The organism is Streptomyces sp. NPDC058401 (genome assembly GCF_042722885.1).
Classification (GTDB): Bacteria; Actinomycetota; Actinomycetes; order Streptomycetales; family Streptomycetaceae; genus Streptomyces.
The window spans coordinates 109,711-129,735 of sequence record NZ_JBHXKA010000003.1 but is presented as its reverse complement, the minus strand read 5'-3'; the positions used below and the strand labels follow the sequence as shown (position 1 = coordinate 129,735).

17 protein-coding genes are annotated in these 20,025 nt (G+C 72.1%); 12 read left to right on the top strand and 5 right to left on the bottom strand.

The window, feature by feature from the left end:
* Nucleotides 1–7 precede the first annotated feature (7 nt).
* The 10 genes from ACFWNV_RS02190 to ACFWNV_RS02145 all read left to right on the top strand — a co-directional run bounded on the left by ACFWNV_RS02190 (nt 8) and on the right by ACFWNV_RS02145 (nt 10,718).
* Nucleotides 8–937 (top strand): dihydrodipicolinate synthase family protein, encoded by a 930-nt coding sequence (locus ACFWNV_RS02190; RefSeq protein WP_383939116.1) that lies wholly within the window; start codon nt 8–10, stop codon nt 935–937.
* Between the two features lie 27 nt (nt 938–964).
* The gene (locus ACFWNV_RS02185; RefSeq protein WP_383939113.1) at nt 965–1,969 is read left to right on the top strand and encodes a proline racemase family protein; all 1,005 of its coding nucleotides are present in this window, start codon (nt 965–967) and stop codon (nt 1,967–1,969) included.
* Entirely contained in the window at nt 1,966–2,997 is a 1,032-nt protein-coding gene (locus ACFWNV_RS02180; protein WP_383939110.1) for a proline racemase family protein, read from the top strand. Before ACFWNV_RS02185 ends, ACFWNV_RS02180 begins: the two co-directional genes overlap by 4 nt.
* A gap of 23 nt (nt 2,998–3,020) precedes the next feature.
* Nucleotides 3,021–3,971 (top strand): ornithine cyclodeaminase family protein, encoded by a 951-nt coding sequence (locus ACFWNV_RS02175; RefSeq protein ID WP_383939155.1) that lies wholly within the window; start codon nt 3,021–3,023, stop codon nt 3,969–3,971.
* 56 nt (nt 3,972–4,027) lie between these two features.
* The gene (locus ACFWNV_RS02170) at nt 4,028–4,738 is read left to right on the top strand and encodes a GntR family transcriptional regulator (protein WP_383939108.1); all 711 of its coding nucleotides are present in this window, start codon (nt 4,028–4,030) and stop codon (nt 4,736–4,738) included.
* A 203-nt stretch (nt 4,739–4,941) separates the two neighbouring features.
* Nucleotides 4,942–6,693 carry an ABC transporter substrate-binding protein gene (locus tag ACFWNV_RS02165; RefSeq protein ID WP_383939105.1) on the top strand — a complete coding sequence of 584 codons (1,752 nt, stop codon included), beginning with the start codon at nt 4,942–4,944 and terminating at the stop codon, nt 6,691–6,693.
* A 2-nt stretch (nt 6,694–6,695) separates the two neighbouring features.
* Nucleotides 6,696–7,649 carry an ABC transporter permease gene (locus tag ACFWNV_RS02160; RefSeq protein WP_383939102.1) on the top strand — a complete coding sequence of 318 codons (954 nt, stop codon included), beginning with the start codon at nt 6,696–6,698 and terminating at the stop codon, nt 7,647–7,649.
* On the top strand, nt 7,646–8,632 hold the full coding sequence (locus ACFWNV_RS02155) for an ABC transporter permease (protein WP_383939099.1): 987 nt from the start codon (nt 7,646–7,648) through the stop codon (nt 8,630–8,632). Before ACFWNV_RS02160 ends, ACFWNV_RS02155 begins: the two co-directional genes overlap by 4 nt.
* Complete coding sequence (locus tag ACFWNV_RS02150) at nt 8,632–9,696, top strand: ABC transporter ATP-binding protein (protein ID WP_383939096.1); 1,065 nt, start codon at nt 8,632–8,634, stop codon at nt 9,694–9,696. Before ACFWNV_RS02155 ends, ACFWNV_RS02150 begins: the two co-directional genes overlap by 1 nt.
* Nucleotides 9,693–10,718 carry an ABC transporter ATP-binding protein gene (locus tag ACFWNV_RS02145; protein ID WP_383939093.1) on the top strand — a complete coding sequence of 342 codons (1,026 nt, stop codon included), beginning with the start codon at nt 9,693–9,695 and terminating at the stop codon, nt 10,716–10,718. The genes ACFWNV_RS02150 and ACFWNV_RS02145 overlap by 4 nt, the downstream gene beginning before the upstream one ends.
* Nucleotides 10,719–10,826: 108 nt before the next feature.
* On the opposite strand, the gene ACFWNV_RS02140 is transcribed toward ACFWNV_RS02145, so the two are convergent.
* Nucleotides 10,827–12,929: a prolyl oligopeptidase family serine peptidase gene (locus ACFWNV_RS02140; RefSeq protein ID WP_383939090.1), complete on the bottom strand. Its 2,103-nt coding sequence runs from the start codon at nt 12,927–12,929 to the stop codon at nt 10,827–10,829.
* 129 nt (nt 12,930–13,058) lie between these two features.
* Here ACFWNV_RS02140 and ACFWNV_RS02135 point away from each other — a divergent pair, with 129 nt between their 5' ends.
* A complete protein-coding gene (locus tag ACFWNV_RS02135) occupies nt 13,059–14,624 on the top strand; it encodes an MFS transporter (protein ID WP_383939088.1) in 1,566 nt (521 codons plus the stop codon).
* A gap of 58 nt (nt 14,625–14,682) precedes the next feature.
* Here ACFWNV_RS02135 and ACFWNV_RS02130 read toward each other — a convergent pair whose 3' ends face one another.
* From ACFWNV_RS02130 to ACFWNV_RS02115, 4 genes are all read right to left on the bottom strand, one after another.
* A complete protein-coding gene (locus ACFWNV_RS02130; RefSeq protein WP_383939085.1) occupies nt 14,683–16,071 on the bottom strand; it encodes a cytochrome P450 in 1,389 nt (462 codons plus the stop codon).
* A 388-nt stretch (nt 16,072–16,459) separates the two neighbouring features.
* The gene (locus ACFWNV_RS02125; protein ID WP_383939082.1) at nt 16,460–16,798 is read right to left on the bottom strand and encodes a hypothetical protein; all 339 of its coding nucleotides are present in this window, start codon (nt 16,796–16,798) and stop codon (nt 16,460–16,462) included.
* 110 nt (nt 16,799–16,908) lie between these two features.
* Nucleotides 16,909–18,438, bottom strand: a complete 1,530-nt coding sequence (locus tag ACFWNV_RS02120) for a UDP-N-acetylglucosamine 1-carboxyvinyltransferase (protein ID WP_243331486.1) — start codon at nt 18,436–18,438, stop codon at nt 16,909–16,911.
* A 78-nt stretch (nt 18,439–18,516) separates the two neighbouring features.
* A complete protein-coding gene (locus tag ACFWNV_RS02115) occupies nt 18,517–19,008 on the bottom strand; it encodes a MarR family winged helix-turn-helix transcriptional regulator (RefSeq protein ID WP_383939079.1) in 492 nt (163 codons plus the stop codon).
* Nucleotides 19,009–19,111: 103 nt separating this feature from the next.
* Here ACFWNV_RS02115 and ACFWNV_RS02110 point away from each other — a divergent pair, with 103 nt between their 5' ends.
* Nucleotides 19,112–19,981: a haloalkane dehalogenase gene (locus ACFWNV_RS02110; protein WP_383939076.1), complete on the top strand. Its 870-nt coding sequence runs from the start codon at nt 19,112–19,114 to the stop codon at nt 19,979–19,981.
* Nucleotides 19,982–20,025 lie beyond the last annotated feature (44 nt).

Below are 20,025 nucleotides of genomic sequence, written 5' to 3'. Positions count from 1 at the left end.
CCTTCACATGACCTACGCGCACACCCCCGCGCCCGCCGGTACGGACACCCGCACCCGCCCCTGGCACGGCATCATGGTCGCCACCACCCTGCCCCTGCGGGAAGACCTGAGCGTCGACCACGACGCGTACGCCGAGCACGTGGCCTGGCTGATCGCCAACGGCTGCGACGGCGTCGTCCCCAACGGCTCCCTCGGCGAGTACCAGACCCTCACCGACGAGGAGCGCGCCGCCGTCGTCCGCACCGCCGTCGAGGCCGCCGGCGACGGCGCCCGCGTGATGCCCGGAGTCGCCGCCTACGGCAGCGCCGAATCCCGCCGCTGGGCCGAACAGGCCGCCGAGGCCGGCGCCGGATCCGTGCTCCTGCTGCCGCCGAACGCCTTCCGGGCCGACGCGGACGCCGTGCGCGCCCACTACGCCGAGGTCGCCCGCGCCGGTGTGCCCGTGGTCGCGTACAACAACCCCATCGACACCAAGGTGGACCTGGTCCCGTCCCTGCTGGCCCGGCTGCACGCCGACGGCTCCATCGTCGCCGTCAAGGAGTTCAGCGGGGACGTGCGGCGCGCCTACGAGATCGCCGAACTCGCCCCGGGTCTCGACCTGCTGATCGGCGCCGACGACGTGCTGCTCGAACTGGCCCTGGCCGGCGCCGTCGGCTGGATCGCCGGCTACCCCAACGCGCTCCCGCAGGCCTGCTCCACCCTCTACCGCGCCGCCGTCGCGGGGGACCTCGACACCGCCCTGCCGCTCTACAAGTCCCTGCACTCCCTGCTGCGCTGGGACTCCAAGACCGAGTTCGTCCAGGCCATCAAGCTCTCCATGGACCTCGCCGGCCGCCCCGGCGGCCCCACCCGCCCGCCGCGCTTCCCGCTCACCGGGGAGATCGAGGCCGGGGTCCGCGCCGCCACCGAGAAGGCACTCGCCGAGGGCCTCAACTAACCCAGTCCGAAGTCCTAGGGGGACTTGATGCGCACCCGAAACGTTTACCACGCGGTGGACTCGCACACCGAGGGCATGCCCACCCGGGTGATCACCGGAGGAGTCGGGGTGATCCCCGGCGCCACCATGGCCGACAAGCGGCTCCACTTCATCGAGCACCTGGACCACATCCGGACCCTGCTCATGTACGAACCGCGCGGCCACTCCGCGATGAGCGGCGCCATCCTGCAGCCCCCGACCCGCCCCGACGCCGACTTCGGCGTCCTCTACATCGAGGTGTCGGGCCTCCTCCCCATGTGCGGGCACGGCACCATCGGGGTCGCCACCGTCCTGGTGGAGACGGGCATGGTGCCCGTCGTCGAGCCGGTCACCACCGTCCGGCTCGACACCCCGGCCGGGCTCGTCAGCGTCGACGTCCGGGTCGAGGACGGGGCGGCCACCGCCGTCACCCTCACCAACGTCCCGTCCTTCAGCGTCGGCCTCGACCTCAAGGCCGAGGTCCCCGGATACGGCACGGTCACCTACGACCTGGCCTACGGCGGCAACTTCTACGCCTTCGTCGAACTCGACGCGCTGGGGCTCCCCTTCGACCGGGAGCGGAAGGACGACCTGCTCGCCGCAGGCCTGGCCGTCATGGAGGCGGTCAACGCCTCCGAGGACCGGCCCGTCCACCCCGAGAACCCCTCCATCGCCGGGCTCAAGCACGTCTACCTCGCCGCCCCCGGCTCCGACGCCCGCCGCTCCCGGCACGCGATGGCCATTCACCCCGGCTGGTTCGACCGCTCGCCCTGCGGTACCGGAACCAGCGCGCGCATGGCGCAGCTGCACGCCCGCGGACTCCTGGACCTGGACACGGACTTCGTCAACGAGTCCTTCATCGGCACCGAGTTCACCGGCCGCCTCGTCGGCGAGACCACGGTGGGCGGCCTCCCGGCGCTCGTGCCCACCGTCACCGGCCGGGCCTGGATCACCGGCACCGCCCAGTACTTCCTCGACCCGTCCGACCCGTTCCCCGGAGGGTTCCTGCTGTGACCGTCGTACGAACCGTGGACTACCACACCGCCGGCGAGCCCTTCCGCATCGTCGACCTCACCTCCGGGGGCGCCCTGCCCGTGCCCGGGGACACCGTTGCCGAGCGCTGCGCCACCGCCATCGGACCGGGGGGATCGGGCACGGCCCCCCGGCGCGGCCCGCTGGACGACGTACGCCGGCTCCTCGTACAGGAGCCGCGCGGGCACGCGGGGATGTACGGGGGCTTCGTGGTTCCGCCCGACGACGACGGGGCCCACTTCGGGGTGCTGTTCTGGCACAAGGACGGCTACTCCACCGCCTGCGGCCACGGCACCATGGCGCTGGGCGTCTGGGCCGTGGACACCGGCCGGGTCGCCGCCCCGGACGACGGGGACGTCCAGGTGCGCATCGACGTGCCCTCGGGGCGGGTCGCCGCGACCGTGCACCGAGCGGGGGGCCGCACCACCGGGGTCACCTTCCGCAACGTCCCGGCCCGAGCCACCGCCCGCAAGGTGCCCGTCGCCACCACCCTCGGCATGGCCGAGGTGGACATCGCCCACGGCGGGGCCTGCTACGCCTCCCTCGCCGCCCGGGACCTCGGCCTGGACGTGACCTTGGCTTCCCTGCCCGCGCTCGTGCGGGCCGGGAAGGAGATCCGGGCCGCCCTCGCCACCCACCCCGGGACCTGGCACCCGGACGGGCCGCTGCTCTCCGGGGTGTACGGGGTGACCCTCTACGAGGAACTCCCCGACACCCCCTTCGGGCCGCACCAGCGCAACGTCACCGTCTTCGCCGACGGGCAGATCGACCGCTCGCCCTGCGGCTCCGGCACCTCGGCGCGGCTCGCGCTGCTCGCCGAGGACGGCAGGCTGGGGGAGGGCGACGACCTGCTGCACGAGTCGGTCGTCGGCACGGTGTTCACCGGCCGGGTCGCCGCCCGGGTGGCCGACGGCGTGGTCACGGAGGTCACCGGTACGGCGTACCGCACCGGCGAGCACCTCTTCAGCGTCGACCCGCAGGACGCGCTCGGCGCCGGGTTCCTGCTGTGATCCCCCAGCTGTCGGGCGCCGAGATGGCCGGACTGCTCACCCCGGCCGCCGCCGCGGACGCGCTGGCCGAGGCGCTGCGGGCCGGGCTGGACCCGGAGACCTGCCCGCCGCGCAGCGCCCTGCCCGTGCCGGGCGGCGGGGAGCTGCTGCTCATGCCGGCCGCCACCGGGGCCTACGCCGGAGTGAAGATCGCCGGGGTGGCCCCGGGGAACCCGGCCCTCGGGCTGCCCCGGATCACCGGGTCCTACCTCCTCCTGGACGGCCCCACCCTGCGCCCCCTCGCCCTGCTCGACGGGGCGGCGCTGACCACCCTGCGCACGCCCGCGGTCTCCGCGCTCGCGCTGCGCCACCTGGCTCCGGCCGGCCGGCCGCTGCGGCTGCTGCTCTTCGGTTCGGGACCGCAGGCGTACGGGCACCTCGAAGCGGTGCACGCGCTGCGGCAGCTGGCGGAGGTGGTGGTCGTGGCCCGTGCGGGGTCCGCGGCCGGCGCCGCCGCCGCGGAGGCACTGGCGGCGCACGCGCGCGGCCTGGGCGTCCCCGCCCGGCCGGGGACGGCGGCGGAAGTGGCCGACGCCGACCTGGTGATCTGCTGCACCACCTCCCGCGAACCCCTCTTCGACGGGCGGCTGATCGCGCCGGGCGCCACCGTGGTCGCGGTCGGCTCGCACGAGCCGGACGCCCGCGAGGTGGACACGGCGCTGGTGCGGCGGGCGGCCGTGTACGTGGAGTCGCGTGCGGCGGCCCTGCGCGAGGCGGGGGACCTGCTGGTGCCCGAGGCGGAAGGGGCCATCGGCGCCGGTCACATCAGCGGCACCCTGGCCGACCTGGTCGCGGGCCGGATGCCGGGCGCCGGCGCGGGGAGTTGTCCACAGCTCTTCAAGAGTGTGGGCATGGCCTGGGAAGATCTGGCTGTGGCGGTCGCACTGTTCGAGGCCGCCGGGAAAGGCGTCCACGGAGGAGCGAGCGCAACGTGACATTGTACGCTGTTCCTCCGCACGCCAGTGGTGTGAGCGGTCTCGGAGGAAATGCAATGGGTGACCTGAAGCAGCACAGTCTCATCAAGGCTCAGGAACGGCTCCGCGACCAGGTCGGCCACGCCCTGAGGGCAGCCCTGATAGCGGGTGAGCTGCGCCCCGGGAGCGTCTACTCCGCCCCCGGCCTCGCGGCCGAACTCGGCGTCTCGGCCACCCCGGTGCGCGAGGCCATGCTCGACCTGGCTCGCGAGGGCCTGGTGGAGCCGGTCCGCAACAAGGGCTTCCGGATCACGGAGGTCAGCGAGCGCGATCTGGACCAGTACACCGAGCTGCGCACGATGATCGAGGTCCCGACCATCGGCAGGATCACGAAGATCGCCGCGCCCGAGGCGCTGGAGGCGCTGCGCCCCATCGCGCAGGAGATCGTCACCAGCGCGCGCGAGCACAACCTCATCGGGTACCTGGAAGCCGACCGCCGCTTCCACCTCACGCTGCTCGGCCTCTCGGGCAACGACCGCCTGGTGGAAACCGTCGGCGACCTGCGCAAGCGCTCCCGGCTGTACGGCCTGACGGGCCTGGACGAGGCCGGCAAGCTGGTCTCCTCCGCCGAGGAGCACATCGAGCTCCTGGACCTGATGCTCAGCGGCGACGCGGAGGCGGCCGAAGCCTGCATGACCCGCCACCTGGGCCACGTCCGCTCCCTCTGGGCCCAGGGCCGCGACGAACCGGTGGGCCGCACGAAGGGCCGCCTGGGCACGGGCCTCTAGGAACCCTTACCTCCCCTTCCGGACGCCGGGCGGCGCAGCGGCGCGCCCGGCGTTCTGCATGCCCAACGCCCGCCCATCCGTACTGATTTGGACACGGCTGGATAACGGTGGGTGCAACCGGGGTCCAACCCCTTGTCAGTACAATTTCACATTACTATGTTACCGGTCACATCATAGAGCGCGGCCCTTCACTGGAGTGACCCATGACCAAGCGCACCCAACTCGCCCTCGCCACCGCCCTGGTGGCCGCACTCGCACTCGGCGCCTCGGGCTGCTCCGACCCCAAGAAGGGCTCCGCCGCCGGTGCGGGCGCCTCCAACCCCGCCTCCGCCAACGACGGCAAGATCCTCGGCGGTGCGCCCGTCAAGGGAGGCACCCTCACCGTCCTGTCCAACCAGGACTTCGCCCACCTCGACCCCGCCCGCAACTGGGTCATGCCGACGATGGACTTCGGCACCCGCCTCCTCTACCGCACCCTGGTCACCTTCAAGGCCGAGCCGGGCAAGGAGGGCAGCGAGCTCGTCCCCGACCTCGCCACCGACCTCGGTACCTCCTCCAACGGCGGCCGCACCTGGACCTTCACCCTGAAGGAAGGCCTCAAGTACGAGGACGGATCGCCCATCAAGGCGCAGGACATCAAGTACAACGTCGAGCGCTCCATGGCCCCCGACCTCACCGGCGGCCCCGACTACGCGGCCCAGTACCTCGCCGGCACCGAGGGCTACAAGGGCCCGCTCCAGGGCAAGCACCTCGACTCCGTCAAGACCCCCGACGACCGCACGATCGTCTTCGAACTGAAGCGGCCCGTCGCCGAGTTCTCCGCGACCGCGACCCTCCCCACCTTCGCCCCGGTCCCCGAGTCGCAGGAGAAGGGCACGCAGTACGACGCCCGCCCGTTCTCCTCCGGCCCGTACAAGATCGAGTCGTACGACCGGGACAAGAAGCTCGTCCTGGTCCGCAACGAGCACTGGGACGCCAAGACCGACACCGTCCGCAAGGCCTACCCCGACAAGTTCGTGGTCGTCATGGGCCTCAAGGGCGGCCAGATCGACGACCGGATCATCGCCGGGGAGGGCGCCGACGCCTCCTCCGTCCAGTGGTCCGACATGCGGCCCGAGAGCGCCCCCAAGGTGCTGCCCAAGCCCGAGATCAAATCGCGGCTGCTGGCCGAGTCCCAGGGCTGTACGGAGATGCTCCACCTCAACAACTCCCGCGCCCCCTTCAACGATCCCAAGGTCCGCGAGGCCCTGCAGTACGCCGTGGACAAGGAGGCCGTGATCACCGCGGGCGGTGGCCCCGCCCTCAACGAGATCGCCACCGCCTACCTGCCGCCGGCCATGTCCGGCGGCAAGCAGGCCGACACCCTCAAGATCGCCCCCGCCGGGGACCCCGCCAAGGCCAAGGAGCTCCTCAAGGCCGCCGGCAAGGAGACCCTGAAGGTCTCGCTCGCCGTCTCCACCGGCGACAAGGGCAAGGCGGAGGCCCTCCAGCAGGGCCTGGCCCGGGCCGGCGTGGAGGTCGTCATCGACACGGTCGACCCGGGCGCCTACTACGACGTCATCGGCGACCTCTCCACGACCCCCGACATGTCGCTCGCCGGCTGGTGCCCCGACTACCCCTCCGGCTCCACCTGGATCCCCTTCGTCTTCGACGGACGCACCATCAAGGAGAAGGGCAACCAGGGCAACAACGCCCAGTTCCGCGACGACGCCACGATGAAGCGGATCGACGAGATCAACGCCATGGCCGACGCCAAGCAGGCCAACCAGGCCTGGATCGACCTCGACGCCGAGATCATGAAGAAGTCCCCGGCCATCCCCCTCCTGCTGGAGCGCAAGCCGCTGCTCGTCGGCACCAACATCGCCGGCGCCTTCGGCCACCCCGTCTGGGTCGGCCAGCTCGACTACGCCACCATCGGCCTCAAGGACCCGGCCAAGAGCCAGGGCCAGGGCTGAAGATGACCGCCGCCACCGCCACCCCGGCGGACCCGGCGGCGGTCAAGGAGATCCCCCCGGGCAGCAGCCCCTGGCAGCTCGCCCGGCGGGAACTCCGCCGCCGCCCCGCCGTCCGCATCAGCCTCTTCGTCGTCCTCCTCTTCGTCCTGATGGCCGCCACCGCCCCCTGGCTCGGCGCGCTGGGCGGCTGGTCCCCCGACGAGTTCGACAAGTCCGCCATCGACCCGTACCTCGGCGGCCAGCCGCTGGGCTCCTTCGGCGGGATCAGCCCCGACCACTGGCTCGGCGTGGAACCCGTCAGCGGCCGCGACCTGTTCGCCCGCGTCGTCAACGGGGCCCAGGTCTCCCTGCTCATCGCCTTCGCCGCCACCGCCATCGTGGTCGTGGCGGGCACCGCCGCCGGAATCGCCGCCGGCTACTTCGGCGGGCGCACCGACACCGTCCTGTCCCGCCTGATGGACCTGACGATGTCCTTCCCGTCCCTCATCTTCATGATCGCGATGCTGTCCGTGGCCAAGGACGTCAACCGCATCGTCCTCATGACCGTGGTCATCGGCGTCTTCGGCTGGCCCGGCGTCGCCCGCGTCGTCCGCGGCCAGGCCCTCTCCCTCAAACACCGCGAGTACGTGGACGCCGCCCGCGTCGGCGGCTCCAGCTCCTGGCGGATCCTGACCCGCGACATCCTCCCGGGGGTCTCCGGCCCGGTCATCGCCTACACCACCCTGCTCATCCCCGGCATGATCAGCACCGAGGCCGCGCTCAGCTACCTCGGCGTCGGCGTCCGCCCGCCCACCCCCTCCTGGGGCCAGATGATCGCCGAGTCCGTGGCCTTCTACGAGACCGACCCCATGTACTTCGTCATCCCGAGCCTCTTCCTCTTCCTCGCGGTCCTCGCCTTCACCCTGCTCGGCGACGCCCTGCGCGACATCCTCGACCCGAGGGGCGGCCGGACGTGATCCTCTACCTCGCGCGCAGGCTGCTCGCCCTCGCCGGCGTCCTCCTCGCCATCACCGCCGTCACCTTCCTCATCTTCTACGTGCTCCCCTCCGACCCGGCCGCGGCCGCCTGCGGCAAGACCTGCAGCGCCGAGCGGCTGGCCGACGTACGCGCCTACCTCGGCCTGGACCAGCCGCTGTGGCGGCAGTTCGGCGACTTCCTCACCGGGATCTTCACCGGACGCACCCTCGGCACCGGCCAGTACGCCGTCCAGTGCGACTTCCCCTGCCTGGGCTACTCGTACGAGAACTCCCTTCCCGTATGGGACCTGCTGATGGACCGGCTGCCGGTCTCGGCCTCCCTCGCCGTCGGCGCGGCCGCCCTCTGGCTCGTCCTCGGCCTCGGCGCCGGAGTCACCGCGGCCCTGCGCAAGGACACGGCCACGGACAAGGTCCTCATGGTCGGCGCGGTCGCCGCCGCCTCCCTGCCCGTGTACTTCACCTCCGTGATGCTCATCTACGGAGTCATCCGCATCGCCGGGCTCCTGCCCTACCCCACGTACCAGGCCTTCACCGACAACCCGCTCGCCTGGGCGAGCAACCTGCTCCTGCCCTGGACCGCGCTCGCCCTGCTCTACGCCGCCATGTACGCCCGGCAGAGCCGCGGTTCGATGATCGAGGCGATGGCCGAGCCGTACATCCGCACCGCCCGCGCCAAGGGAATGCCCGAACGCACCGTCGTGGTCAAGCACGGACTGCGCTCCGGGATGACCCCGATCCTCACCATCTTCGGAATGGACCTCGGCGGCCTGCTCGCCGGAGCCGTCATCACCGAGTCCATCTTCGGACTCCCCGGCGTCGGGCGGCTGTTCTACGGGGCCCTGGTCAGCTCGGACCAGCCCGTGGTGCTCGGAGTCACCCTGCTGGCCGCCTTCTTCATCGTCGTCGCGAACCTCGCCGTCGACCTCCTGTACGCCGTCATCGACCCGAGGGTGAGGTATTGATGGCTCCTCCTCCCGAAGCATCCGCAGCACCCGCAGCACCCGCTGCATTCGCAGCGCCCGCAGCCCCTTTGCTCCAAGTGCGCGACCTCCAGGTCACGTTCACCACCCCGCGTGGCACCGTGCGCGCCGTCGACTCCCTCGGCTTCACCGTCGAGGCCGGCCGCACGCTCGGCATCGTCGGCGAGTCCGGTTCCGGCAAGTCCGTCACCTCCCTCGCCGTCATGGGCCTGCACCGGGGCGCCGAGATCAGCGGCTCCATCGCCCTCGACGGACAGGAGCTGACCACCAAGTCCGAGAAGGAGCTCTCCAAGCTGCGCGGCCGCAAGATGGCCATGATCTTCCAGGACCCGCTGTCCAGCCTGCACCCCTACTACACGGTCGGGGAGCAGATCGCCGAGCACTTCCGGGTCCACTTCCGGGCCGGCCGGGCCGCCGCGAAACGGCGGGCCGTGGACATGCTCGGCGAGGTCGGCATCCCCGAACCCGCCCGCCGGGCGGGGGAGTACCCGCACCAGTTCTCCGGCGGCATGCGCCAGCGCGCGATGATCGCCATGGCCCTGGCCTGCGAACCGGACCTGCTCATCGCCGACGAGCCCACCACCGCCCTCGACGTCACCGTGCAGGCGCAGATCCTGGAGCTGATCGCCGGCCTCCAGCAGGAGCGCGGACTCGGCGTCGTCATGATCACCCACGATCTGGGCGTGGTCGCCCGCGTCGCCCACGAGGTACTCGTCATGTACGGCGGCCGGGCCGCCGAACAGGCCCCGGTCGACGACCTGTTCGCCGACCCCGCGCACCCGTACACCCGGGGGCTGCTCGACTCGCTGCCCCGGCTGGACGATGCCGACGACGATCCGCTGCGCGCCATCCCCGGCTCCCCGCCCTCCCTGCTCGTCCCGGCCCCGGGGTGCGCCTTCGCCCCGCGGTGCGCCGTGGCCGCCGCGGGCACCGAGGAGGACCGCGAGCGCTGCGCGACCGTACGGCCCGAGCTCAGGCCCTACGGGGCCGGCGGCCGCGAGACGGCCTGCCACTTCGCGGGCGCCGTCCGGGAGGTGACCCGATGACCGCAACCCACCCGACGGGCCCCCGCACCGCCCGCATCCCGGCGGCCCGCGCCGAGGTCCCGCCGCCGCTGCTCAGCGTCCGCGACCTCACGATGACCTTCCCCGGCAAGCGGACCGTGACCGGGCGCCGGGGGGCGCCCGTGCGCGCCGTCGACGGAGTCTCCTTCGACCTGGAGGCCGGCCGCACCCTGGGTCTCGTGGGGGAGTCGGGCTGCGGCAAGTCCACCACCGGGCGGATGATCGTCCGGCTGCTGGAACCGACCTCCGGAAGCGTGGAGTTCGAGGGCAGGGACATCAGCCGGCTCTCCCAGGGCGCCCTGCGCCCGCTGCGCCCGGGCCTCCAGATGGTCTTCCAGGACCCGCACTCCTCCCTCAACCCCCGCCAGACGGTGGCCCGGATCATCTCCGACCCGCTGCTGGTCCAGGGTTCGAGCGCGGCGGACGCCCGCCGCCGGGCCGCCGAGCTGATGGAGCTCGTCGGACTGATCCCGGAGCACATCGACCGCTATCCGCACGAGTTCTCCGGCGGCCAGGCGCAGCGCATCGGCATCGCCCGGTCGCTCGCCACCAGCCCCCGGCTGATCATCGCCGACGAACCGGTCTCGGCGCTCGACGTCTCCGTCCAGGCGCAGATCGTCAACCTGATGGAGCGGCTGCGCGCCGAACTGGGCCTGGCCTACGTGTTCATCGCGCACGACCTCTCCGTCGTCAAACGGGTCAGCGACCGGGTCGCCGTCATGTACCTCGGCCGGATCGTGGAGATGGGCGACAAGAAGTCGCTCTACGAGAACCCCCAGCACCCGTACACCAGGGCGCTGTTGTCCGCCGTCCCGCTGCCCGACCCGGCGGCGGAGCGGCGGCGCGAGCGGATCGTGCTGCTCGGTGATCCGCCGAGTCCGGCCGCCCCGCCCCCGGGATGCACCTTCCACCCCAGGTGCCCCGTGGCGCAGGAGATCTGCCGCACCGAACGGCCGCTGCTGCGGACGGTCGCCTCCCGTGAGGTGGCCTGCCACATGGCGTAGCCGCGGACGCCCGGGGGACCGGCGGGGAACCCGGGTACGGGGGAGGGCCCCGGAGCGATGATCTCGCTCCGGGGCCCTGCCGTTTCCCGCCTTCGCTCTGCCGGCGGCTCAGGCCGGGCCCAGCTCCCTGCGGAAGAACTCCAGCTCCAGCGCCATGATCTTCTCCCGCGCCCCGCCCGGGGTCATGTGGGTGACCCCGGGCAGCGCGAGGAGCTGGTGCGGGCGGCCCGCGTCCGTCAGGGCCTGGGAGAGCCGCAGGGTGTGCGAGGGGTGCACGTTGTCGTCGGCCAGCCCCGTGACCAGCAGCAGCGGCCGGCTCAGACCCGCGGCGTCGGCGAGCAGGCTGTCCCGCTCGTAGACCTCCGGGTGCTCCTGGGGCAGCCCCAGGTACCGCTCGGTGTACGCCGTGTCGTACTGCCGGAAGTCGGTCGGCGCGGCCCCGGCCGCCGCCGCGTGGAAGACGTCCGGGCGGCGCAGCACCGCGAGCGCGGAGAGGTACCCGCCGTAGGACCAGCCGCGGATGCCCACCCGGGTCAGGTCGAGGTCGCCGTGGCGTGCCCCGAGCGCCTGCAGGGCGGCGACCTGGTCCTCCAGGGTGACCTCGGAGAAGCCCCGGTACATGGCGTGCGTGTGCCGCGGCGAGACGTGGGCGGTGCCGCGGTTGTCCACGGTGACCACGGCGAAGCCCTGGTCGGCCCACCACTGCCGGTGCTGCCAGCGGCGCGGCTCGGCGCTGACGTCCTGCATGCCGGGGCCGCCGTAGCTGTCCATCAGGACGGGCAGCCGCGTGCCGGGGACGTGCCCGCGCGGCAGCACCAGGGCGGTGGGCACCGCGTGCTCGGTGACCCGCTCCAGCACCGGGACCACCCGGTAGGGCAGCGGCTGCGCCAGGTCGCCGGGGACGAACTCCCTCCCGTCGGGGCCCCGCAGGACGCGCCGGATCCCGTCGGCGTCGGCGGAGCCCAGCAGCAGCGCCCCGGCGGAGGCCGCCAGGACGGAGTGCACCCCGGGCCCGTCCGCGAGCGGGGTCAGCCCGCCGGTGTCCGGGTCCAGCAGGAGCACCTGCTGCTCGGCGGGGTCGCGGAGCCCGGCCTCGATCAGCAGGCGGTTCCCGTGGGCGCCGGCCACCCTGCGGACCTGGACCCCGTCCCCGGTGAGGAGCACGCCGTCCAGCGCGAGCGCGCGGGCGGCCCCGCCGGGGGTGTCGGCCGAGGTGAGCATCCGGCCGTCGGCCAGCCGGGCCGGGGTGCCGGGGAGCGTGGGGTCCACCCACTGGGGGTGCGTGGTGCGCGACAGCTCCCGGGTGCGCCCGGTGTCCGGGTCGGCGGCGAGCAGCAGCACGTTCTGCTGGAGCCGGTCGTGCACGGTGAGCAGGATCTCGGCGGGCGAGTCCCAGTCGGCGTCGGAGAGGTACGGATAGGTCTCGGCGTCCCAGTCGAGCCGGACGGCGCCGTCCGGGCCCGGACCGAGCACCCAGAGCTGCACGTCGGCGTTGGGGCCGCCCGCCTCGGGGTACGCGAAGTCCTCGGCCGGCAGCTCCGGGTGCGCCGGGTCGGCGAACCAGCGGCGCTGGAGGGCGGATTCGTCGACGCGGGCGGCCAGCAGCCGGTCCCCGCCGGGGGACCACCAGTGCCCCCGGTGCCGGTCGAGCTCCTCGGCGGCGGCGAACTCCGCGACGCCCCAGCGGGCCCCGTCGTCGGGGCTGATCCGGCCGCCGGGGACGGTGTGCAGGGCGTCGCCGGTGACGTAGGCGGTGCGCGAGGCGTCGGGGCTCGGGCGCGGGTCGAAGACGGGCCCGGCGGCGGGGAGTTCCTTGGGCTGCGCGGGCGCTCCGTCCTCCGCCGCGCGGGCGCCTTCGTACGCGGCGCAGTAAAGCCGCCCGTAGAGCGCGAACACGGCGGTGCGCCCGTCGGCGGAGAGCGCGTAGGAGCCGATCCCGGCGGCGACGAGCCGGGAGCGTTCGCGCAGCCGGCGCTCGACGACGGGGAGGGGCGCGGGCTCGGGGGACAGCTCGCGGGGGTCGGCGAGCAGGGTTTCGGCGCCGGTGGCGGTGTCCAGGACCCAGAGGCTGTCGAAGGGATCGGTGGGGCCGCTGGATCGGAGGAACCAGAGGAGCCGGCCTTCGTCGCCGAAGGAGAAGGCGCGCGGGGCGCCGTAGGTGAACCGGGCGGTGCTCGCGGAGAGCCTGAGGAAGTCATCCATGCGATCCATGGAATCAGTGTGTCATGTGAAATACCACACGGCATATATCACACAGTGCGTGCTGCACGGGTCGCATGGGCCGCATGGTCTAGGCCGTTCGAGTGGTGACACCCCAGATACGGGTTTAGCGTCGAAAAAGTGGACCCGAACGCTACGCCGAGCAATACCAGCACCGGGACCGACGGCAAGGTCCAAGGCAACGGCGGCGGTCACGGACTTGCCCTGTTCGTGATCGCCTCGTGCCAGCTCATGGTCGTTCTCGACATCACCATCGTGAACATCGCGCTGCCGCACATCCAGACGGCACTCGACTTCTCCACCGAGAGCCTGTCCTGGGTCGTCAACGCCTACACCCTCACCTTCGGCGGCCTGCTGCTCCTCGGCGGCCGCACCGGTGACATCCTCGGCCGGCGGCGCGTCTTCATCTTCGGCGTCCTGCTCTTCGGCCTCGCCTCCCTGCTCGGCGGATTCGCCCAGAACGCCGGCCAGTTGATGGGCGCCCGCGCCCTCCAGGGCGTCGGTGGCGCCATCGCCTCGCCGACCGCCCTCGCGCTGATCACCACCACCTTCCGCGAAGGCCCCGAACGCAACCGGGCCTTCGGCGTCTTCGCCGGAGTCTCGGCCGGCGGCGGCGCGATCGGCCTGCTGGCCGGCGGCGTGCTCGTCGAATGGCTCAACTGGCGCTGGGTGCTCTTCGTCAACGTCCCCATCGCGCTGCTGATCGCCCTCGTCACCCCGAAGGTGATCCGCGAGTCCAAGCGGCACCCCGGCCACTTCGACTTCGCGGGCGCCCTGCTCTCCACCCTCGGCATGGTGGCCCTGGTCTACGGATTCATCCGCGCGTCCCAGGACGGCTGGCGGGACGGGCTGACGCTCGGCTCCTTCGTGGCGGCCGTGGTTCTGCTGTCCCTCTTCGTCGTCAACGAACGGCGCTCGCCCCAGCCCATCACCCCACTGCACATGTTCGCCGACCGCAACCGGGCCGGCACGTACGCGATCATGCTCTTCTTCGCCTGCGCGATCTTCGGCATGTTCTTCTTCCTGACCCTGTTCGTGCAGAACGTGCTGGGCTTCAGCCCGCTCCGGGCCGGACTCGCCTTCCTGCCGGTCAGCGCGATGATCGCGGTGACGGCGGGGATCACCTCCCAGGGGCTGCCGAAGTTCGGGCCCAAACCGTTCATGGTCGCCGGCTCCCTGTTCGCGGCCGCCGGCCTGGCCTGGCTCACGCAGACCGACATCCACTCCACGTACCTGGGCAGCATCCTCGGCCCGATGCTGCTGTTCGCCGCCGGCATGGGCATGCAGTTCGTGTCCCTGACCCTGATGGCCCTCTCGAACGTCCCCGACCGGGAATCGGGCGCCGCCTCCGGCCTCCTCAACGCGATGCAGCAGGTGGGCGGTTCGCTCGGCCTGTCCATCCTGGTCACCGTGTTCGGCACGGCCAGCCGCAACGAGGCCAAGGACCAGGCGGGCTCCTTCCTGCGCACCGCCACACCGGAACAGAAGCTCTTCTTCGCCAAGACCAAGCAGTACCCGAAGCCCTGGAGCGACCAGGTCCTCACCTCGGGCGTCAGCGCCGCCTTCGTGGCGGCAGCCGTGTTCACCCTGGTCACGGCACTGATCGCGCTCTTCGTCATCCAGGTACGACCCTCGGACCTGGCCCGCCTCCAGGGCCACGCCGCAGCAGACCCCCAGAAGGCCTGATGCTCGGGCGGCCCGACGCCCTGACTCTTCTTAGGCCTCCAGGCGGCGGATCCTCTTCTCAGGCCTCCAGACGGCGGATCCGGCAGCGCGCCGGCCCGGTCGTCCGCAGGGTGATCCCGGCGGTGACGGCAACCTCGGTGTCCACCGCTTCGAACTCGTAGGCCCGCAGCAGCATAGCCAGCGCGATCACCGACTCCAGCACGGAGAAGTGCTGACCGATGCAGGCGCGCGGTCCGCCGCCGAAGGGCAGCCAGGCGTAACGCGGCCGGGCCGCCTCCGCCTCCGGGGTGAACCGGTCGGGATCGAACCGCTCCGGGTCCGGCCAGTAGCCGGGGTGGCGGTGGGTCACCCAGGGCGCCACGATCACATCGGCGCCGGCCGGGATGGTGTACCCGTCGACCTCGGCCGCCGCCACCGACCGGCGGCCGAGGACGGGAGCCGCCGGGTAGAGCCGCATGGCCTCCTTGAGCACCCGGGTCAGGTACGGGAGCCGGTCGAGGTCGGCGGCCCCGGGCGTACGGTCGCCCAGCACCTCGGTGACCTCGGCACGGGCCCGGTCCTGGAACCCGGGATGGCGGGCCAGCAGGTGGAGGGAGAAGGCGAGCGACGTGGCGGTCGTCTCGTGCCCGGCGAGCAGGAAGATCAGCACCTGCTCGCGCAGCTCGGTGGCGTCGAACTCCCCGTCGTCCGCACTGCTCGCGGCGGCGAGCAAGGACAACAGGTCCTCCCCGTCCCCCTTGTTGCTCCCGCTCCCGCTCCCGCTACGGCGCTCGGCGATGATCCCGTCGCACACGGCGTACAGCTCGTCCATCGCGGCGGCCGCCCGCTTGTTGCCCGGAGTGGGCCAGTCGCGGGGGATGTTGACGGGGGAGTAGCCGCGGCGCATCACGTAGGCGGTGATGACCGGAAAGGACCGGTCCACGACATCGGCGGTGGCGTCCACGTCCGTCCCGAAGAGGATCCGGGCGACGGCGCGCAGCGCGAGCGTCATCATCTCGTCCGCGACGTCGACGACCCCGCCCGGGGCCGCCTCCCAGGCGGCGAGGGTGGCGGCGGTCTCGGTCGCCACCGCGTCCGCGTACCCGTCCACCCGGCGCTTGGTGAACAGCGGCTGCACCAACCGGCGCTGGCGCAGGTAGTCCTCGTCCTGGCTGGTGAGCAGCCCGTTGCCGAGGGCGTCGCGGACCTCCTGGTAAATGGCGTTGTCCTTGCGGAAGTTGGCCGCCTGCGAGGCCAGGACCTGCTGCGCCCCCTCCGCCGAGAACACGCAGTGCAGCTCGGTGCGCAGCCCCGGCGGACCGGCTGTGATCAGCACGACGTCCCCGTGCCGCTCCCGCGCCCGCTCGTACGTACCGAGGGCGTCCGCCCTCAGGTCGGCGAGCGACCCGAGCAGCGGAACACCCTCCAGCCGCGGTATCCCCGTACGCTCGCTGCTGCCCGCTGCCATGGTTCCGCCCGCCCTGAGACCTGTGCCGACACCCCGATTCTGCGGGCGCCAGCCCACCCGGTGCGAGGCCCCCCGCCCCATCAGGCCGAATCTCGCCGCACCGCGGAGCAAGAGACGGCCTGGTTCCGGTATCCCCAGCGTGCGCGGCCGTCCTTGCCCATGAAGCACCTCGCCGGGCGGCCGTCCGAGGTGGTCGCGGCGGCGCCGACCGGGGAACAGGACTGCCCGAACTGGATACCGGTCGTCCCTCCGCCACCGCTCGTGCGGGCGTGCCGTAGACGGGCAGATCGGGCACGGGGCTCCTCCGGCATTCCGTCGAATGCCGGAGGAGTGTAGCGCCAGGCCGCCGAGGCCGTCCGGGCGTCCCGGTCCGGACGTACGAAGCCCCCTACGCGCCGATCGGCGCCGCGGTCACCGGGACGGCGAGGTACTGGAAGGTTCCCCCGGGGCCAGGCAGATCGGAGTACGGCCGCCAGGCGAGGTCGTAGCAGCCGCGGAGGTGCTCGGTGTAGTTGGTGACGAGAAGCGCGAGGCCGTCCTGGTCGGGCCGGTCGCAGAACCTCTCCAGCCGCACGATGTCCTCGACGAACTTGTGGCGGAGGACATCGTCTGCGGCCTGGTTCCGGGGCTGGTACTCCCCGTCCGGGAGGCCGGGCACGGTGCCGGCCCAGCTGCGGGTGAAGTACTTGAACTCGATCAGGGTCTGACCTTCCAGCCCGAGGCACAAGAGAACGACTGAGGCCCCGTCATCCCCCGTCAGGGGAGCGGGGCCTCATGCCGGCTGGTGTCGTGCCAGTCAGTGGTTCACCGGTTGCGCGGTGCCTCGTGCGCGACTGCCTAGATGTCGCGGAAGATCTCGATCTGGGCGCCCACCGAGTTGAGGCGTTCCGCCAGTTCCTCGTAGCCGCGGTTGATGACGTAGACGTTGCGCAGGACCGAGGTGCCCTCGGCTGCCATCATCGCCAGGAGGACCACCACCGCGGGGCGCAGGGCCGGGGGGCACATCATTTCCGCGGCGCGCCAGCGGGTGGGGCCTTCGACCAGGACGCGGTGGGGGTCCAGGAGCTGGAGGCGGCCGCCGAGGCGGTTGAGGTCCGTGAGGTAGATGGCGCGGTTGTCGTACACCCAGTCGTGGATCAGGGTCTGGCCCTGGGCCACGGCCGCGATGGCGGCGAAGAAGGGGACGTTGTCGATGTTCAGCCCGGGGAAGGGCATCGGGTGGATCTTGTCGATCGGGGCTTCGAGCTTCGACGGGCGGACGGTGAGGTCCACCAGGCGGGTGCGGCCGTTGTCCGCGGTGTACTCGGGGGAGCGGTCGTGGTCGAGGCCCATCTCCTCCAGGACCGCGAGCTCGATCTCCATGAACTCGATCGGCACCCGGCGGATGGTGAGTTCGGATTCCGTGACGACCGCCGCGGCCAGCAGGCTCATCGCCTCGACCGGGTCCTCGGAGGGGGAGTAGTCCACGTCCACGTCGATGTTCGGGACGCCGTGGACCGTCAGGGTCGTGGTGCCGACGCCGTCGACCCGGACGCCGAGCGCCTCCAGGAAGAAGCACAGGTCCTGGACCATGTAGTTGGAGGAGGCGTTGCGGATGACGGTGGTGCCGTCGTGCCGGGCGGCGGCCAGCAGGGCGTTCTCGGTGACGGTGTCCCCGCGCTCGGTCAGCACGATCGGGCGGTCCGGGGAGATGCCGGCCTCGACCTGGGCGTGGTAGATGCCCTCGGTCGCGGTGATGTCCAGGCCGAAGCGGCGCAGGGCGATCATGTGCGGCTCGATGGTGCGGGTGCCGAGGTCGCAGCCGCCCGCGTAGGGCAGCTTGAAGTGGTCCATCCGGTGGAGGAGGGGACCGAGGAACATGATGATGCTGCGGGTGCGGCGGGCCGCGTCCGCGTCCATGGCGTCCATGTCGAGGCGCGCCGGCGGTACGAGTTCCAGGTCGACGCCGTCGTTGATCCAGCGGGTGCGGACGCCGATGGAGTTCAGGACCTCCAGGAGGCGGTAGACCTCCTCGATGCGGGCGACCCGGCGAAGGACCGTACGGCCCTTGTTGAGGAGCGAGGCGCACAGCAGGGCCACGCACGCGTTCTTGCTCGTCTTGACGTCGATCGCGCCGGACAGGCGGCGGCCGCCGACCACGCGCAGGTGCATCGGTCCGGCGTAGCCCAGGGAGACGATTTCGCTGTCGAGGGCTTCCCCGATGCGCGCGATCATCTCAAGGCTGATGTTCTGGTTGCCGCGCTCGATCCGGTTCACGGCGCTCTGGCTGGTGCCGAGGGCGTCCGCGAGCTGACTCTGTGTCCAGCCCCGGTGCTGCCGGGCGTCACGGATGAGCTTGCCGATGCGTACGAGGTAGTCGTCTGCCATGGATGCACCGTATCTCAGATATGAGATGTTGCTCGCGCTGGGTGTGGCAGACGGGTGTCAACGGGCACCAAAGGGGCCTTATCGGTCGTCAGCTCCCATCGTGGGGCCGCCCGGTGCGTGGTGCGCGACGAGCCGGCCCAGCAGGCTGACGAGCTGCTCGCGCTCCGGTGCGGACAAAGGGGACAGAAGCTCCTCCTGGGCCGCGGCGAGCAGTTGCTCCAGCTTGCGCAGCCTGCGCCGGCCCGCGGCCGTGAGGGTGATGACGTTGCGGCGCCGGTCGGCGGGGTCGGGGGTGCGCTCGACCAGCTCGCCTTCGGCGAGTTCGTTGATGACGGCGACCAGGTCGCTGCGGTGGATGCCGGTGCGGCCGCTCAGGGCCGCCTGGCTCGCGGGGCCGAACTCGTCCAGGGCGACCAGGGTCGCGTAATGCCATTTGTGTGCGTCCGCCCCGCCGAGTTCCTCGGTGACGAGCCGTGCGGCGTGCGCCGAGGCCTGTGAGAGCAGCCGGCTGGGCAGTTCGCGCAGTCGCGCCGGGAGGGCGGAGGCGCCCCGGTCCTCTTCCGTGGTCATGCCGGGATCGTACCCCTTGCGTTCGGGGCACTAACGATTTAAGTTCGTTGGTGTCACGAACGTTAGTGACGCCAACGAAACAGAGCGAACGGATGGTTCCGCCATGCCCGTGATCGACGTACTCGACTCGACCATGTACTACGAGGAGCTCGGCGCCCCCGACGGCGTCCCCTTCGTCTTCCTGCACGGCAACCCGACCTCCTCCCACCTGTGGCGCGGCGTACTGCCCCGGATCGGGGGCCGGGTCCGCGTCCTCGCCCCCGACCTCATCGGAATGGGCCGCTCCGGCAAGCCCGGCGGCGCGTACCGCTTCGCCGACCACGCCCGCTACCTGGACGCCTGGTTCGAGGCCCTGGGGATAGAGGAGGCCGTCCTCGTGGGCCAGGACTGGGGCGGCGCGCTCGCCTTCGACCGGGCCGCCCGGCACCCCGGGAAGGTCCGCGGGCTCGCCTTCATGGAGACGATCCTGCGGCCGGTGGACTGGGCGGAGTTCCCGGCGGCCGCCCGCCCCCGCTTCGAGGCGCTGCGCACCCCGGACGTGGGGGAGGAACTGGTCCTCGACCAGAACCTCTTCATCGAGGACAGCCTGCACAGGACGGTCCTGACCCCGCTCTCCGCCGCCGACCATGCCGTCTACGCCGCCCCCTACCCCACCCCCGACAGCCGGCGCCCCATGCTGCAGTGGGCGCGCTCCATGCCGATCGACAGGGAACCGGCCGACGTCACCGCCCGGGTGGAGGCCTACGACGGCTGGCTCGCCGACAGCCCCGAGGTGCCCAAACTGCTGCTGACCTTCGACGGCTCGCCCACGCTGATGATCACCCCGGAGCCGGCCGCCTGGTGCGAGCGCAACGTCTCCGCGCTGGAGACCGAGTACTGCGGCGCCGCCGCCCACCTCTGCCCGGAGGACCGGCCCGTGGAGATCGCCGCCGCCGTCACGGCCTGGGCCGCGCGCCACGGCCTTGCGGGCTGACCGGCCTTGCGGGCTGACCGGCCTTGGGGGCTGACCGGCCGGGG

What these genes read in the sequence shown, in the direction of transcription:
- ACFWNV_RS02190 (WP_383939116.1), top strand. Translation starts at nt 8, where the DNA reads ATGACCTACGCGCACACCCCCGCGCCCGCCGGTACGGACACCCGCACC.
- ACFWNV_RS02185 (WP_383939113.1), top strand. Translation starts at nt 965, where the DNA reads ATGCGCACCCGAAACGTTTACCACGCGGTGGACTCGCACACCGAGGGC.
- ACFWNV_RS02175 (WP_383939155.1), top strand. Translation starts at nt 3,021, where the DNA reads ATGGCCGGACTGCTCACCCCGGCCGCCGCCGCGGACGCGCTGGCCGAG.
- ACFWNV_RS02170 (WP_383939108.1), top strand. Translation starts at nt 4,028, where the DNA reads ATGGGTGACCTGAAGCAGCACAGTCTCATCAAGGCTCAGGAACGGCTC.
- ACFWNV_RS02165 (WP_383939105.1), top strand. Translation starts at nt 4,942, where the DNA reads ATGACCAAGCGCACCCAACTCGCCCTCGCCACCGCCCTGGTGGCCGCA.
- ACFWNV_RS02160 (WP_383939102.1), top strand. Translation starts at nt 6,696, where the DNA reads ATGACCGCCGCCACCGCCACCCCGGCGGACCCGGCGGCGGTCAAGGAG.
- ACFWNV_RS02150 (WP_383939096.1), top strand. Translation starts at nt 8,632, where the DNA reads ATGGCTCCTCCTCCCGAAGCATCCGCAGCACCCGCAGCACCCGCTGCA.
- ACFWNV_RS02145 (WP_383939093.1), top strand. Translation starts at nt 9,693, where the DNA reads ATGACCGCAACCCACCCGACGGGCCCCCGCACCGCCCGCATCCCGGCG.
- ACFWNV_RS02140 (WP_383939090.1), bottom strand. Translation starts at nt 12,929, where the DNA reads ATGGATCGCATGGATGACTTCCTCAGGCTCTCCGCGAGCACCGCCCGG.
- ACFWNV_RS02130 (WP_383939085.1), bottom strand. Translation starts at nt 16,071, where the DNA reads ATGGCAGCGGGCAGCAGCGAGCGTACGGGGATACCGCGGCTGGAGGGT.
- ACFWNV_RS02120 (WP_243331486.1), bottom strand. Translation starts at nt 18,438, where the DNA reads ATGGCAGACGACTACCTCGTACGCATCGGCAAGCTCATCCGTGACGCC.
- ACFWNV_RS02115 (WP_383939079.1), bottom strand. Translation starts at nt 19,008, where the DNA reads ATGACCACGGAAGAGGACCGGGGCGCCTCCGCCCTCCCGGCGCGACTG.
- ACFWNV_RS02110 (WP_383939076.1), top strand. Translation starts at nt 19,112, where the DNA reads ATGCCCGTGATCGACGTACTCGACTCGACCATGTACTACGAGGAGCTC.